Source organism: Microbacterium songi (assembly GCF_042747925.1).
GTDB lineage: Bacteria > Actinomycetota > Actinomycetes > Actinomycetales > Microbacteriaceae > Microbacterium.
The window spans coordinates 215,903-229,947 of the sequence record NZ_JBHZIE010000011.1; the positions used below are offsets into that span (position 1 = coordinate 215,903).

Below are 14,045 nucleotides of genomic sequence, written 5' to 3' on the forward strand. Positions count from 1 at the left end.
TGTCGGTGAATCGTTTCAAACGATAGTGTCGGGGAAGCAGTTCGTCAAGGTGGGGTCCTCGTGTCAGTCAATGTCAAGGATGTCGCGGCCGAGGCATCCGTCTCGGTCGGCACGGTCTCCAACGTGCTCAATCGCCCCGACAAGGTCGCGCCCGAGACCGTCGCCCGCGTGCAGGCCGCCATCGACAAGCTCGGCTTCGTGCGCAACGACGCCGCCCGGCAGCTGCGCGCGGGACGGAGCCGCAGCATCGGCCTGATCGTGCTGGACAGCGCCAACCCGTTCTTCGCCGATCTCGCGCGCGGTGCTGAGGAGCGCGCGGCCGCCGCCGGAGTGTCGGTGCTCCTCGGAAACAGCGACCAGGACTCTGCGCGCGAGACGGCGTACCTCGACCTGTTCCGCGAGCAGCGGGTGAACGGGGTGCTTCTCATCCCGAACGACATCGCCGGCACGATGCTCACCCATGCCGGGATCCCGCTCGTGCTCGTGGACGGTGAGCTGCCCGGTGGAGAGCTCCCCTCCGTCGCGGTCGACGACGTCGAGGGCGGGCTTCTCGCGGTCGCGCATCTGCTCGGGCTCGGACGTCGGCGCATTGCGTTCGTGGGCGGCCCGCTGTCGATACGCCAGGTCGCCGACCGTCTGGAGGGCGCGCGCCGCGCGCTCGCGGTCGAGGCGGACGCATCGCTCGAGGTCATCGAGCTCGAAGCCCTGACCGTCCTGCACGGGCGCCGGGCGGGCGAGGCGATCGCGGCCAGATCGCCCGCCGACCGCCCCGACGCCGTCTTCTGCGCGAACGATCTTCTCGCCGTCGGCGTGCTGCAGGGAACGGCGATCCTCGGCGGGGTGCGCGTTCCCGAGGATGTCGCGATCATCGGGTACGACGACATCGACTTCGCACAGTCCACCGTCGTACCGCTGTCTTCCGTGCGGCAGCCCGCCCGCGAGATCGGGGCGACCGCGGTCGACCTTCTCTTCGAGACGCTGGAGCATCCCGGCGAGCCTCCCCGGCACGTGCGCTTCCGGCCCGAACTGGTCGTTCGGGCATCGACGGGCGGATGACGGCTGCGGTCCGGCGGTGGCCGACGCCGGTCAGCGCGGCGAGGTGGAGCCGCGGACGACGAGCTGGGGCTGGAACACGGTCTGCCGGGGGATGAGCTCCGGGTCCTCGCATTCCTCCAGGAGCGTCCGCAGAGCCGTCCGCCCGATCATCCCGCGCGGCTGGCTGATCGACGAGATCGGCACGGCGGCACCGGCCGCGAACGCGATGTCGTCGAAGCCGATCAGCGCGATGTCGCGGGGGACCAGCATCCGTCCTCCCACCGCGAGGGATTGCAGAAGGCCGATGGCGATCAGGTCGTTGGCGGCGAACATCGCGTCGGGCCAGTCGCGACGCGGGCGTGAGAGCACACGTGCGCCGGCCCGCACGCCCTCCTCCACCGTCATGGCCTCGGTGGACACGACCTCCAGTTCGACGTTCTCGAGGACGTTCTCGGCCGCGACGCGGGCGCCGGCGAGCCGATCGGTGACCTGCCGCATGTCCATCGGCCCTCCGACGAAGGCGATGCGCCGGCGCCCGGTGGCGATGAGGTGCTCGACGGCCATGCGTCCGCCGGCGACGGAGTCGACCGACACCGAGCTGAAGCGACTCGTCCCGCCGAAGCGGTCGACGAGAACGGCACGGATGCCGCGCGAGCGCAGCTTCTCCAGTCGAGGCAGGATGTCGCCGTAGGGGCTGATCAGGACGCCGCGCACCTGCTGCTCCTCGAACAGATCGAGGTACATCCGCTCGCGGCGGGAGTCCTCGTCGGTGTTGCCGTAGAGGATGGCGATGCCGTGACGGGACGCCTCATCCTCGGCGCCGCGGACGACGTCGTTGAAGAACGGGTTCTGGCCGTTGAGGACCACGAAGCCGACCGTGGTGCTGATGCCGTTTCGAAGTTTCCGCGCCGCGTCGTTGCGGACGTACCCGAGGCGGTCGATCGCGGCCAGCACACGCTCAGCCGAGTCGGACGAGACGGTCTCGGGACGATTCAGCACGTTCGACACGGTGCCGACCGAGACGCCCGCCGCGTCTGCGACGTCTCTGATGCTCGCCGCCATGTGTGCTCCTTCGCCCGGGCGCTCCGCCGTGTCCAATTCGAGACTTGACCCGGCGACTGAGTGGTGTCTACAGTAACCATGAATCGAGCCTGAATCGATTCAGAATATTTCAAGCCCTCAACGAGGAGGAATTCGTGCCGACCACCGACGCACCCGTCGTCCTCGAGCTGTCGAAGGTCGTCAAGTCGTTCGGCGCCGTCGTGGCGCTGCGTTCCGCGAGCCTCCGCCTGCACGCCGGCTCGATCCACGCCCTCATCGGCGAGAACGGCGCGGGCAAGTCCACGCTCGTCAAGATCGTCGCCGGCCTGTACCGCCGCGACGGGGGCGAGTTCCGCCTCGACGGCGAAGACGTGGATTTCACCTCCACCGCACAGTCCAAGGCCGCGGGGGTCGCGGTGATCTATCAGGAGCCGACGCTCTTCCCCGATCTGACGGTCACCGAGAACATCTTCATGGGACGCCAGCCCACCGGTCGTCTCGGACGGATCGACCGCAAGGCGATGCGCCGCGAGGTCGAGCGGCTCTTCACGCGGCTCGCCGTGACGATCGACCCCGACCGGCCGGCCGAGGGCTTGTCGATCGCCGACCAGCAGGTCATCGAGATCGCGAAGGCCGTCTCGCTCGACGCCCGGGTGCTGATCATGGACGAACCCACGGCCGCCCTGTCGGGGATCGAGGTCGACCGTCTCTTCACGATCGCCCGGAGCCTGCGCGACGAGGGTCGCGGTCTGATCTTCATCTCGCATCGCTTCGACGAGGTGTTCGCGCTGTGCGACACGGTCACGGTCATGCGGGACGGGTCGTACATCTCCACCGTGCCGATCCCCGACACCACTCCGGCGGAGCTCGTCCGGCAGATGGTCGGACGCGACGTCACCGACCTCTTCCCCAAGCAGACCGCTGTGATCGGCGAGCCGCTGCTGCGGGTCGAGGGGCTCACGTCTCCGGGGATCTTCCACGACATCACCTTCGACGTGCGCGCCGGTGAGATCGTCGGTCTCGCGGGCCTCGTGGGCGCGGGGCGCAGCGAAGTCGCACGCGCCGTGTTCGGCGTCGACAGCTATCGCGAGGGCACGGTCACCATGAAGGGCCGGCGCATCCGTCGCGGTCAGCCCACCGACGCGATGCGCGCGGGCATCGCGCTCGTGCCCGAGGACCGCCGCAAGCAGGGTCTCGTGATCGAAGCGGGGGTCGGCCGCAACATCACGATGGCGATCCGCCGTCAGCTGTCCCGGTTCGGCCTCCTCACCACCGGTGCTGAGAATCGCGCCGCCCGCGAGTGGGCGAGCCGCCTCGAGGTCAAGTCGCATGCGCTGGACACGGTCGCCGCGACCCTCTCCGGAGGCAATCAGCAGAAGGTCGTCCTCGCCAAGTGGCTCGCGACCAAGCCGGACGTGCTCATCATCGACGAACCCACGCGAGGTATCGACGTCGGCACCAAGTCCGAAGTGCACCGACTGCTGTCCGAGCTCGCCGGCCAGGGGATGGGCATCCTCATGATCTCCTCCGAGCTTCCGGAGGTGCTCGGCATGGCCGACCGCGTGCTCGTCATGCGCGAGGGACGGATCACCGCCGAGATCGACCGCGAGACCGCCACCAGCGAGAACGTCATGTTCGCCGCCACCCATGCATCGGAGCAGCACGCGTGACCGCCACCACGACCACCCGCATCCCCGTCTCGGGGATCACGAAGCACATCGGCGCGCTCGGCAAGGCGCGCGAGTTCGGCATCCTGATCGCGCTCGGAGTCGTCATCGTCGCGGCGACCGCCAAGAACCCGGCCTTCCTCTTCAGCAGCGACGGGTGGCGCGACCTGCTGCTCACGCCCTCGATCCTCGTCCTCGTGGCGGTCGGCCAGGCGATCGTCATCATCACCCGCAACGTCGATCTGTCGGTCGGATCCGTCATGGGACTGTCGGCCTATCTGACCGGCCGGCTCTTCATCGACATCCCCGACCTGCCGATTCCCGTCGTGGTGCTGATCGCCGTCCTCTTCGGTGGCGTCCTCGGCCTCATCAACGGCGCGCTCGTCGCCTTCGCCCGGGTGCCGGCCATGGTCATCACCCTCGGCACGCTGTATGCCTATCGCGGCATCAACGTGATGTGGGCGGGATCGACCCGGGTCAACGCGTCGGACATGCCCAAAGAGTTCCTCGGCCTCGGCACTGGGCAGATCCTGACCATCCCGATCCTGACGATCGTCGCCCTCATCGTGCTCGCCGCGGCCGCGTGGTATATGCGCAACACCCGCGGTGGCCGCGAGTACTACGCCACCGGCTCCGATCCGGCCGCCGCCGAGTTGTACGGACTCAAGGTCACGCGGCGCATCCTGACCGCGTTCATCCTCTCCGGTGCACTCGCCGCTCTGGCAGGGGTCTTCTACGCCGCCCGGTACGGCTCGGTGAGCTCGCAGGCGGGGTCAGGCTGGGAGCTCGATGCCGTGGGCGCCGCGGTCATCGGCGGCGTCGCCATCACCGGCGGCGTCGGATCGGTCTGGGGCGCGGCGATCGGCGCGGTTCTCCTGATGACGATCAACCGCGCGCTGCCGATCCTCGGCATCCCCGACTTCTGGCAGCGCGCCGTCGTCGGCGTGCTCATCATCGGCGCCATCGTGCTCGATCGGTGGATCGCGGTCCGCCAGCGACGCCGGCTCATCGAAGCGAGGGATCAGTCATGACGACCACGACCACGCCCACGTCGATGAATCGGGCGGTCCGCAACTTCGACAAGCCGCTGTGGCGGCGGCTCGTCCTCAACCGCGAATCGGCGACGGTGGTGCTCCTCATCCTCGTGATCGCCGTCTCGATGGCGACCGTGCGCGGGTTCAGCCAGCCGATCACTCTCAACTACCTGCTGCTGGACACGGCGCCGATCCTGCTGATCGCCCTGCCGATGACGCTCGTCATGATCACGGGCGAAATCGATCTGTCGGTCGGCAGCATGGTCGGGCTCGCCAGTGTCGTGACGGGACTCGGCGTGCAGGCGGGCCTTCCGTTCGGCGTCGCCGCGGTGATGGCCCTGCTGGCCGGCGCCATCGGCGGCGCGGTGAACGGCTTCCTCGTGACCGTCGCCGGACTGCCGTCGCTCGCCGTCACGATCGGCACGCTCGCGCTCTTCCGAGGGCTGGCGGTGGGCCTGCTCGGCACGACCGCCGTCACCGATTTCCCGGAGATGTGGACGGCGCTGGCGAAGGCGAAGATCTCGGGTACGACGATCCCGTACATCATGGTGCCGTTCTTGATCCTGCTGGCGATCTTCATCGTCATGCTCCACTTCACCCCGTTCGGTCGCGGCATCTATGCCATCGGGCTGTCGAAGGACGCCGCCCGCTTCTCAGGTGTGCACGTCGAGCGGACCAAGTTCATCCTCTTCGTCCTCACCGGGCTGGTGTCCGCCTTCGCCGGGGTCTACTACACGCTCCGCTTCGGCAGCGCCCGCGGAGACAACGCGACGGGCCTCGAGCTCCAGGTGATCGCAGCCGTCGTCCTCGGCGGGGTGTCGGTGTTCGGCGGTCGCGGGCAGCTGTACGGCGTGGTCGCCGCCGTGCTCCTGATCGGCGTGATCTCGAGCGCCCTCCGCCTCGCCGGCATCACCTCCGACGTCATCAACGTGATCACGGGCGCGCTCCTCGTGCTCTCGGTCGTCAGCGCCAGCGTTCTCGCCTGGCTCCAACGAGCCCGGCGACGGCCCGGTCGGCCCCCACACCTCGCAGCATCCACAGCATCCTGACAAGGCTGCGTCCCGGCCGACGGCACACGTCCCGGCCACCACACGAAAGGAAGAAACGATGAAGTTTGCACACAAGCGTGTCGGCGCGGTGGCCGCGGTGGCCATCGCGGCGGCGCTCGCCCTCTCCGGCTGCGCCGACACCGGCGGAGGCTCCACCGGCGGTGGATCGACCGCAGATGCCGGCGGCTCCGGCGGCAGCGACAACCTGGCCATCACGTTCCTGCCGAAGAACCTCGGCAATCCGTACTTCGACACCTCCAGCAAGGGCGGCAAGGCCGCCGTCGAGGCTCTGGGCGGCACGTTCGCCGAGGTCGGTCCCGCCGAGTCGGGTCCGGACGCACAGGTCAGTTACATCAACACGGCGACCCAGCAGGGCGTCGGCGGCCTGGTGGTGTCGGCGAACGACCCGAAGGCCATCTGCGACGCGCTGAACGAGGCTCGGGATGCCGGCGTCAAAGTCGTGACCTTCGACTCCGACACCAACCCCGAGTGCCGTGACCTGTTCGTCAACCAGGCGACCGCCGACGGCATCGCCAAGGTGCAGGTCGACCTCATCGCCGAGCAGATCGGCGACGCGGGAGAGATCGCGATCGTCTCATCGACGGCGAACGCGACGAACCAGAACGCGTGGATCGACAAGATGAAGGAGCTCCTCGCGGCCGACCACCCGGACATCCAGCTGGTCGACACCGTCTACGGCGACGACGACGAGCAGATCTCGTTCGACAAGACCGCGGCGCTGCTGCAGTCCCACCCGAACCTGAAGGGCATCATCTCGCCGACGACGATCGGCATCTCGGCGGCCGCACGCTACCTGTCGACGTCGGACTACAAGGGCAAGGTCGCGCTGACCGGTCTCGGCACGCCGAACCAGATGCGCGAGTACGTCGAGGACGGCACCGTCACGTCGTTCGCGCTGTGGAACCCGGAAGACCTCGGCTACCTCGCCGCGTACGCGACGGCGGCGCTCATCACGGGTGAGATCACGGGCGCGGAAGGCGACACGTTCGATGCCGGCGACCTGGGCTCCTACACGGTGGGTGCGGACGCCACCGTGCTGCTCGGAGACCCCTTCGTCTTCGATAAGGCCAACATCGGCGAGTTCGACTTCTGAGTCGACGCGCCCGGGGCGCCCGGTCGGCTTCGGCCGGCCGGGCGCTTGCGCGTGCAAGGCGCCCGCCGACGGCCGGCGCGCACGGCTGCGCGGCCGTCAGTCTCGCGTCGCGAGCCCGGCGACCCAGCCGACAAGATGTTCCCACAGCGGTGCCGCCGCGGCTCGATCGAGACGGCGCGGGTCCGGCCCGAACACCCCGTGGAGCGGATGCTCCGGCCGGTGCCGGTCGGCGCCGAAGGGATCCTCGCCGAGCGGCGCAGGATGATGCGTCACATCCGGGAGGGCTTCCGGGTGAACCAGCGCAGGATCGATCGCGTGCAGCAGAAGCGACTCGAATCGGCCGGCATGGTCCGGTGCCACCGGAGGCTGCGGCGCCTGGCCGAGCGTGCGCGCGACGACGCTCATCGTCGTCGCCCTCTCGGACCACCGTTCGGCGACCCGCGTGATGAGGTCGCGCTGCCCGTCGGCGAAGTGCCCGCTCAGGATGACGGTCCGCTTCACTCCGAAGTCGGCGAGCCGCGCCAGCGTCTCGCCGAGCAGCGTCGCGATGGCGTCGGGCGAGGAGCTCATGATCGTCCACGGGTAGGCCGTGTGCTCCCCGCCCACCGCCTGGTAGACGGCAGGCAAGACGACCCCACCCGTGAGGTCGGCGGCGCCGGCGCACACCCCGTGCGCCGTGAGCGCGTCCAGGCCGATGGGCAGGTGCGGTCCGTGGAACTCGAGCGAGCCCATCGGCAGGTACGCGACGGGGGAGACGCCCAGCCGATCCTGGATCTCCTGGGGGCTCAGCCGTTCGACGGAAGAAGTGGTCGGGATGCTCATATGTAGTAGTTCCTCTCCCACCCGAAGCCGCGCAGGCGCTCCCGGAGACCTTCGGCGAGTCCTCGCCCGTCGGCGAACGACACGTTGCGGGCGATGCGCGCGGGGGATGTCATGCCGATGATCGCCGTGGAGACCTCCGGGCGGTCCAGCACGAATCGCACCGCCGCCTCATCGAGTCCGTCGTAGGAGCCCGAGGTGACGGCTTCGACCCGGCGCACGCGGTCGATCGTCTGGGCGAAGCGCTCGCCGCGGAACATCGAGGCGAGCACGGAATCGTCCGCCCATCCGGCGGGGGTCGAGGCATCCCATGTCCCGCTGAGCGAACCCGAATCGAGCACGACACGCGCGATGACGGCCGTCCGCGATGCCGCCGCGGCAGCCAGGAGATCCGACTCGGGACGCTGCTCGAAGATGTTGTAGATCACCTGGATGGAGTCGACCACGCCGGCCGAGGCGATCGCGACTCCCTCATCCGCACGGTAATCGCGGAGGGAGACGCCGATCCTGTCGATCTTGCCCTCCGCCTGCATCTGTCCCAGCACGTCCAGCCAGGTGTGATCGCGCATACCGCTCGGCATCCAGCAGTGCAGTTGCAGCAGGTCGATGCGTTCGAGCGCGAGCCGGCGCAGCGATTGCTCGACCTGGGTGCGCAGGTATGTCGGCGGGTAGGCCTTCCTGATGTCGGGATCGTCCTCGGAAGGATGCGGCCAGGTCGTGGGCTGCACTTTCGTGGCCACGCGTATGCGCCCGCCGTCCCACTGTCGGAGGGATCGTCCGACGATGGTCTCGCTGTGCCCCGCCCCGTACATCTCGGCGGTGTCGACGAAATTGATCCCCTGCTCGTAGGCGAACAGGAGTGCGCGGACCGAGTCCTCGTCATCGACGGGTCCCCACTGCCCGCCCAGCTGCCACGCGCCGAAGGCGATCTCGCTGATGTCCCAGCCGGTGCGGCCGAAGGGTCGAAGATTCACGGCCATCGGAATGCGCTCCTTCACGCTCGCGGCGCACCCGGAAGTGCCGTCCACGTTCGAATCTAGGGATTCGAGGCGCACGCGGTCTGTCGGCGGAACGGCGAAACATGGACTGGACGCCCGCGACGGCATGCGCAGGCGCCGTGTTTCACGGCCGCAGGCTGCCGTGCGCGAATCGACTCGGTGCGACGCCGTATGCCTGCCGGAAGGCCCGCGAGAAGTACAGCGGGTCGGAGTATCCGACCATCAGCGCGACCTCGCTCACCCTGAGGCCGGTGGTGCGCAGGAGAGTGCCGGCCTCGCGAAGCCGCAGGTGTCGGATCCACTCCTGCATGGTCTCGCCGGTGTGCGCGCGGAACAGGCGCTGCGCGGTGGTCTCGCTGCACCGAGCGGCCTCCGCGACCCGCGCGACGGTCAGCGGCTCGGCGACGTGGTGTCGGATGAACGTCATCATCAGCTCGAGCGAACCCGGCAGCGTCGAGGACGAAGGCTGTGATCGGGACCACCCGGCGTTCTCCGACAGCACCAGCCGCCCCAGCGCCCGGAAGTAGGACTCGTCGAACCCGCCGTCGCCCAGGCGGTCGATCGCGAGCGTGCCGTATTCGGTGATCCGCCGGGCTGCGCCGCTGTTCATCGACGACAGACCTGCGCGGAACGCCGTGGCGTCGCCGGATCGTGCGGGATCCTGCAGGAGGGGATCCCCGGGGCGGTGGGCCACCCGCGGGACGACGGGGGAGGACCGGTCATGCCGCTCGACGACGTGGAGGGTGCCGATGTGGAACGGCGCACGGCGGTGCGCGCGGTACTCCACGCGGTGGTGCCAGGGCAGGCGGAGCACGTGCTGGGCGTCGACAGGGAAGAGCTGGTCGTCCGCGCGGATCTCACCGCCTCCGCTCACCACCCAGATGAACGAGACGCTCATCACATGCGGATTGACGATGTGCTCGCCCGACGCGAACCGGTACCAATTGGCGCCGACGACGACGGGTCCGTCCGCATCGTCGCCCTCGAGCACCGTCATCGTGCGCCTTCCTGCTCACCCTGTGCTCGCGATGGTAGTTCGTCGCGATCGGTCGCGGCGCAGCCCCGGTCGGGTCGGGGTCGGGGGCTGTCGGGGTCCGGGAGTCGTCGTCCTCAGACTGCGGTCGTCGCGCCGCCCAGCCGCACGATGACCGCGCCCGCCTCGTACACGGCGACCGGGTGCGCGAACGGCATGGGTGACAGCTGCTCCGCCTCGATCAGCTCGAGGTCGGGGAAGGCGGTGATCAGCGCCCCGATCCCCTCGCGGATCTCGACGCGGGCGACCTGCTGCCCGATGCATCCATGGATGCCCTGCCCGAACCCCAGGTGGCCGAAGGCATCGCGGGAGACATCGACATCGTCGGGTCGGTCGCCCCACTGCGCCGGGTCGCGGTTCGCCGACACGGGGGAGACGGCGACGGACGTGCCCGCCGCGATCGGCACGCCGTCGATCACGACATCCTCCCGCGCGGTGCGGGCGAACAGCGTGACGAACATCGCTCCGGTGCGCATGAACTCCTCGACAGCGCCCGTGACGCGCTCGGGGTCGGTGCGCAACGCCGAGAGCTGGTCGGGGTTGGTCAGCAGCGCCACGGTCGCCGTGGCGATCAGGTACGCGACCGAATCGCGCCCGGCTCCCAGCAGCAGCCTCAGCAGCCCCTCGATCTCGACGCGCGAGAGGTCGGTGTCGTGCAGCAGGTCGGTGATGACGTCCTCGCCCGGATCGGTCCGCCGCTCCTCGATCAGTCCCCGGATGAAGTCGTACTTCTGCTGGGCGGTCGACACGCCGACGAACAGCTCGACGAAACGCTCGTATCGGGCCTCGGGAACCCCGATCACGTGACAGTGCGTGCGCGCGGCGATCGGTTGGGCATAATCGCGCCAGATGTCGACCACCGGCCCCGAGGCCCGGAGCGCCTCGATCTGCGCGACGACCATCTCGTGGATCCACGGCTGTCGCATCCTCGCCTGGCGGAGGGAGAACCGCGCCGTGACCGCCCGCCGGAGCTTCGCGTGCTCCTCGCCGTCGAGAGTGAGGAGATTGAACTCCTCCGACTGCTGCCCCGCGTCGTCGAGCTCACCCGGCGCCTCCAGGGGAACAGCTGACGTCTCTGCCGCGGCGGGGTCGTCCGCGGCGTTGGGCCCTACCGGCATGCGGGCGGGTCGCATGCTGAACCGTGGATCCTGGAGCACGTCGATCGCCGCCTCGTACCGCGTGGCCACCAGACCTTCGTGACCATCCTGGAAATCCAGAGGCATGAACGCGGCCTGCGCACGCCACTGTGCCAGGCGGGGGGAAGGCGACAGCGGAGTGCCGTCGCCGGGGAGCGCGCGAGCGTGGAACGGGCACTGAGCAGGTTCGGACATGGGCCGTTTCTTCCGTTTCGAATCGTGGGCGGCGACAGGTGGGGCGGGGGACTCGGTCGGATCAGCCGGTGGTCGCCAGCGCGGAGCGGGCGAGCACGGCGCGCGCCTGACGGAAGGCCTTCGGTGAGGCGTTCCACCCGACGACGCCGCGGACTTCGCCTTCGACGCGTCCGCCGAACCCCCAGACCGTGCCGACGGCATCGGGAGGTGTGAGATCCACCACCCGCGCATCGCGATCGAACCACCCGAACGCGTTGATGCGCGTCTTGTGGATCTCCGACCAGAAGAGGGGGATCGGCTGAGCCGACTGCTGTCCGTGCGCGATGCGGCACGCGACGGCGACCGCCTGCTCGATGGCGTTGCTCTGGTGCTCGACGCGCACGTGGCGGCCCGACCCCGGGTCGCGCCACGCTGCCACGTCGCCGATCGCCGACACGCCGGGCGCCGCACAACCTGCCTCGTCGCAGACGACGCCGTCGGAGATGTCCAATGAGGACTCTTTGAGCCACTCCGTTCGCGGGCTGCCGCCGATCATGGCGAACACGGTATCGACCCGCTGCACGCTGCCGTCGGAGAACTCGAGCTCCGACCCGCGGGGGAGCGGTCTGCTGCCGCGGACGTGCGTGTTCAGCGCCAGCTCGACGCCGTGCTCCCGGTGCAGGTCTTCCAGCGGGGCGGAGAGCAGGGTCCCGACGCCGCCGAAACTGAGCGAGGCGCCTCGGCCGACCAGGAGCGTGTCGGCGCCGTGGTGGCGGGCCGCACTCGCGACCTCCGATGCCAGGATGCCCGCGCCGACCACAGCCACGCGACCGGCGGCGGCCAGCCGATCCCGCAGCCGAACGGCGTCGCCCATCGTCCTCAGCGTGAGCGCATCCGGGAGGGCGGGGTGACGGCGCGGCCCCGTGCCCGTCGCGATGACCAACTCGTCGAAGGCGACGTCGCCGGTCGTCGTGTGCAGCACGCGCAGCCCGACGTCCAGTCCCGTCGCGGTGCAGGAGGAGCGGAACTCGACACCGAGCGCGTCGATCTCGCCGACCTCGCGGATCACCGCCTGATGAGGCTCCCACTCCCCGAGCAGGATCTGCTTCGACAGCGGCGGACGCGTGTACGGCAGGTGGTTCTCGTCACCGATGAGGACGATCGGTCCGGCATAGCCCTCTTCCCGCAGCGTCTCCGCGGCGGTGAGGCCGCCGATGGATGCGCCGACGACGACGACACCCCTCGAGACGGTCATCCCTCGAGGGCGATGGCCCGCGCCGGGCACAGTCGCACCGCACGCGTCGCGGCAACCCTGTCGTCGCCCTCGGGCTCGGCATTCAGGACGACCACGATGCCGTCGTCGTCCTGATCGAACACGTCGGGAGCGACGAGGGCGCACTGCCCGGCTCCGATGCAGGCATCCTGCGTGACGATGACACCCATCGGTACTCCTTCGTCCCTGTTCGCATCTCCTGCGTCAGAAGAATTCAATCCGCTGCCGCCCGTCGCCGACATGGTCGTCGCCCTCAGAACATGGACTGGACCGTCACGGCGCCTCCTCGCGAGCGGCACGCACCGAGGTCAGCGCTCGCCGGTGCGGGCTCGCGGATGTCGACCGCCGCCCCCGAGCCGTCCGAAGGGGTTAGCGTGAATCGTTCGAAGTGAAGGAGCGCGCATGGAACGCAACTGGGCAGGCACGTACGAGTTCACCGCACCCCGGATCGAGGCGGCGACCTCCGTCGACGAGGTGCGCGCGCTCGTCGCCCGCGAAGCGGCCACCGCGGGCAAGGTGCACGCCCTCGGCACACGGCACTCCTTCACCGACCTCCCTGACACCGCCGGGACGCTCATCGACGTCTCGGGGCTCGACGGCGTGCTCGCCCTCGACGAGGAGGCGCGCACCGTGACGGTCGCCGCAGGGACGCGCTTCGGCGTGCTCGCCCTCTGGCTCGAGGAGCGCGGGTGGGCGCTGCACAATCTCGGCTCGCTGCCCCACATCAGCGTCGGTGGCGCGACCGCCACGGCGACGCACGGCTCGGGTGACCGCAACGGCGTGCTCACCACCGCCGTCGGGGCGATCAGCTACGTGGGTGCCGACGGCGAGGTGCACGATCTCGCGCGCGGCGACGCCGACTTCCCGGCCGCGGTCGCCGGCGTGGGCGGGTTCGGCATCACCGTCGCTCTGACCCTCGACATCCAGCCCTCCTACCGGATGCGGCAGGACATCTACGCGGGCGTGACATGGGATGCCGCGCTCGAGGATCTCTCCGCGGTGACCGGCGCGGGCTACAGCGTGTCGGTGTTCACGTCGTGGGACGACACCACGCTCGACTCGGTGTGGGTCAAGACGCGCCTCGCGCACGATGACGACCCCGTGCCGGACGCTCTCCTCGACGGCCACCGGAAGGACCCGGCCTCCCCCCTCGGGGACGAGCACGATCCGAACCTCACGACACTCGGTGGCGTGCCGGGCCCGTGGCTGCACCGGCTGCCGCACTTCCGCCTCGACGGCACGCCGTCCTTCGGCGACGAGATCCAGAGCGAGTACTTCGTGCCCCGGGCCGACGCCGTGGCGGCACTGCAGGCGGTGCGCGGCCTGGCCGACAGCATCCGTCCTCTGCTGTTCGTCAGCGAGCTGCGCACGGCGGCCGCCGACGACCTGTGGCTGAGCGGAGCGAGCGGACGGGACACTCTCGCGATCCACTTCACGTGGCGCAACGACGCGGCCGGGGTGGCCCGCGTCATCCCGCAGATCGAGGAGGCCCTCGCACCGTTCGGCGCGCGGCCGCACTGGGGCAAGTACCACTCCTTCGACGCGGTGCGGATGGCGCAGGTGCACCCGCGGCTCGCCGATGCCCGAGCGGTGTTCGAGCGCCTCGACCCGGAGGGCCGGTTCACGAACGCCCACCTCCAGCGGGTCGGTCTGCGCGCGCGCGAGGTCTAGC

The 14,045-nt window shown here is 69.7% G+C and carries 13 protein-coding genes; 6 read left to right on the plus strand and 7 right to left on the minus strand.

Translation table 11 applies throughout. The annotated features are described in order from the left end of the window. The first annotated feature begins 60 nt into the window (after window positions 1–60). Window positions 61–1,056: a LacI family DNA-binding transcriptional regulator gene (locus tag ACFM35_RS14855; protein ID WP_378843425.1), complete on the plus strand. Its 996-nt coding sequence runs from the start codon at window positions 61–63 to the stop codon at window positions 1,054–1,056. Window positions 1,057–1,086: 30 nt separating this feature from the next. On the opposite strand, the gene ACFM35_RS14860 is transcribed toward ACFM35_RS14855, so the two are convergent. Beyond that, complete coding sequence (locus ACFM35_RS14860; RefSeq protein ID WP_378843428.1) at window positions 1,087–2,097, minus strand: LacI family DNA-binding transcriptional regulator; 1,011 nt, start codon at window positions 2,095–2,097, stop codon at window positions 1,087–1,089. A gap of 134 nt (window positions 2,098–2,231) precedes the next feature. Between ACFM35_RS14860 and ACFM35_RS14865 the strand changes: the two genes are divergently transcribed. The 4 genes from ACFM35_RS14865 to rhaS are packed head-to-tail and all read left to right on the plus strand — an operon-like array spanning window position 2,232 to window position 6,940. After that, entirely contained in the window at window positions 2,232–3,746 is a 1,515-nt protein-coding gene (locus ACFM35_RS14865) for a sugar ABC transporter ATP-binding protein (RefSeq protein ID WP_378843429.1), read from the plus strand. Continuing rightward, window positions 3,743–4,774 carry an ABC transporter permease gene (locus tag ACFM35_RS14870; protein ID WP_378843431.1) on the plus strand — a complete coding sequence of 344 codons (1,032 nt, stop codon included), beginning with the start codon at window positions 3,743–3,745 and terminating at the stop codon, window positions 4,772–4,774. The genes ACFM35_RS14865 and ACFM35_RS14870 overlap by 4 nt, the downstream gene beginning before the upstream one ends. Beyond that, on the plus strand, window positions 4,771–5,826 hold the full coding sequence (locus ACFM35_RS14875; RefSeq protein ID WP_378843433.1) for an ABC transporter permease: 1,056 nt from the start codon (window positions 4,771–4,773) through the stop codon (window positions 5,824–5,826). Before ACFM35_RS14870 ends, ACFM35_RS14875 begins: the two co-directional genes overlap by 4 nt. 58 nt (window positions 5,827–5,884) lie before the next feature. Beyond that, window positions 5,885–6,940, plus strand: a complete 1,056-nt coding sequence (gene rhaS, locus ACFM35_RS14880; protein WP_378843435.1) for a rhamnose ABC transporter substrate-binding protein — start codon at window positions 5,885–5,887, stop codon at window positions 6,938–6,940. Window positions 6,941–7,036: 96 nt separating this feature from the next. Here the strand turns inward: rhaS and ACFM35_RS14885 are convergent, their stop codons facing one another. From ACFM35_RS14885 to ACFM35_RS14910, 6 genes are all read right to left on the minus strand, one after another. Beyond that, complete coding sequence (locus ACFM35_RS14885) at window positions 7,037–7,762, minus strand: creatininase family protein (RefSeq protein ID WP_378843437.1); 726 nt, start codon at window positions 7,760–7,762, stop codon at window positions 7,037–7,039. Further along, the gene (locus tag ACFM35_RS14890; RefSeq protein WP_378843439.1) at window positions 7,759–8,787 is read right to left on the minus strand and encodes an aldo/keto reductase; all 1,029 of its coding nucleotides are present in this window, start codon (window positions 8,785–8,787) and stop codon (window positions 7,759–7,761) included. The genes ACFM35_RS14885 and ACFM35_RS14890 overlap by 4 nt, the downstream gene beginning before the upstream one ends. Window positions 8,788–8,881: 94 nt before the next feature. Beyond that, entirely contained in the window at window positions 8,882–9,754 is an 873-nt protein-coding gene (locus tag ACFM35_RS14895) for a helix-turn-helix transcriptional regulator (protein ID WP_378843441.1), read from the minus strand. 113 nt (window positions 9,755–9,867) lie between these two features. Beyond that, the gene (locus ACFM35_RS14900; RefSeq protein WP_378843443.1) at window positions 9,868–11,121 is read right to left on the minus strand and encodes a cytochrome P450; all 1,254 of its coding nucleotides are present in this window, start codon (window positions 11,119–11,121) and stop codon (window positions 9,868–9,870) included. 61 nt (window positions 11,122–11,182) lie between these two features. After that, complete coding sequence (locus ACFM35_RS14905; RefSeq protein ID WP_378843445.1) at window positions 11,183–12,355, minus strand: NAD(P)/FAD-dependent oxidoreductase; 1,173 nt, start codon at window positions 12,353–12,355, stop codon at window positions 11,183–11,185. Then, on the minus strand, window positions 12,352–12,543 hold the full coding sequence (locus tag ACFM35_RS14910; RefSeq protein WP_378843447.1) for a ferredoxin: 192 nt from the start codon (window positions 12,541–12,543) through the stop codon (window positions 12,352–12,354). The genes ACFM35_RS14905 and ACFM35_RS14910 overlap by 4 nt, the downstream gene beginning before the upstream one ends. Window positions 12,544–12,775: 232 nt before the next feature. On the opposite strand from ACFM35_RS14910, the gene ACFM35_RS14915 reads away from it, so the two are divergent. After that, window positions 12,776–14,044, plus strand: coding sequence for a D-arabinono-1,4-lactone oxidase (locus tag ACFM35_RS14915; protein ID WP_378843449.1), 1,269 nt, complete (start codon window positions 12,776–12,778; stop codon window positions 14,042–14,044). The last annotated feature ends 1 nt before the right edge of the window (window position 14,045 follow it).

Bases quoted from the DNA above. Each gene is read 5' to 3' on its own strand.
- ACFM35_RS14860 (WP_378843428.1), bottom strand. From the start codon at position 2,097: ATGGCGGCGAGCATCAGAGACGTCGCAGACGCGGCGGGCGTCTCGGTC.
- ACFM35_RS14875 (WP_378843433.1), top strand. From the start codon at position 4,771: ATGACGACCACGACCACGCCCACGTCGATGAATCGGGCGGTCCGCAAC.
- rhaS (WP_378843435.1), top strand. From the start codon at position 5,885: ATGAAGTTTGCACACAAGCGTGTCGGCGCGGTGGCCGCGGTGGCCATC.
- ACFM35_RS14885 (WP_378843437.1), bottom strand. From the start codon at position 7,762: ATGAGCATCCCGACCACTTCTTCCGTCGAACGGCTGAGCCCCCAGGAG.
- ACFM35_RS14895 (WP_378843441.1), bottom strand. From the start codon at position 9,754: ATGACGGTGCTCGAGGGCGACGATGCGGACGGACCCGTCGTCGTCGGC.
- ACFM35_RS14900 (WP_378843443.1), bottom strand. From the start codon at position 11,121: ATGTCCGAACCTGCTCAGTGCCCGTTCCACGCTCGCGCGCTCCCCGGC.
- ACFM35_RS14905 (WP_378843445.1), bottom strand. From the start codon at position 12,355: ATGACCGTCTCGAGGGGTGTCGTCGTCGTCGGCGCATCCATCGGCGGC.
- ACFM35_RS14910 (WP_378843447.1), bottom strand. From the start codon at position 12,543: ATGGGTGTCATCGTCACGCAGGATGCCTGCATCGGAGCCGGGCAGTGC.
- ACFM35_RS14915 (WP_378843449.1), top strand. From the start codon at position 12,776: ATGGAACGCAACTGGGCAGGCACGTACGAGTTCACCGCACCCCGGATC.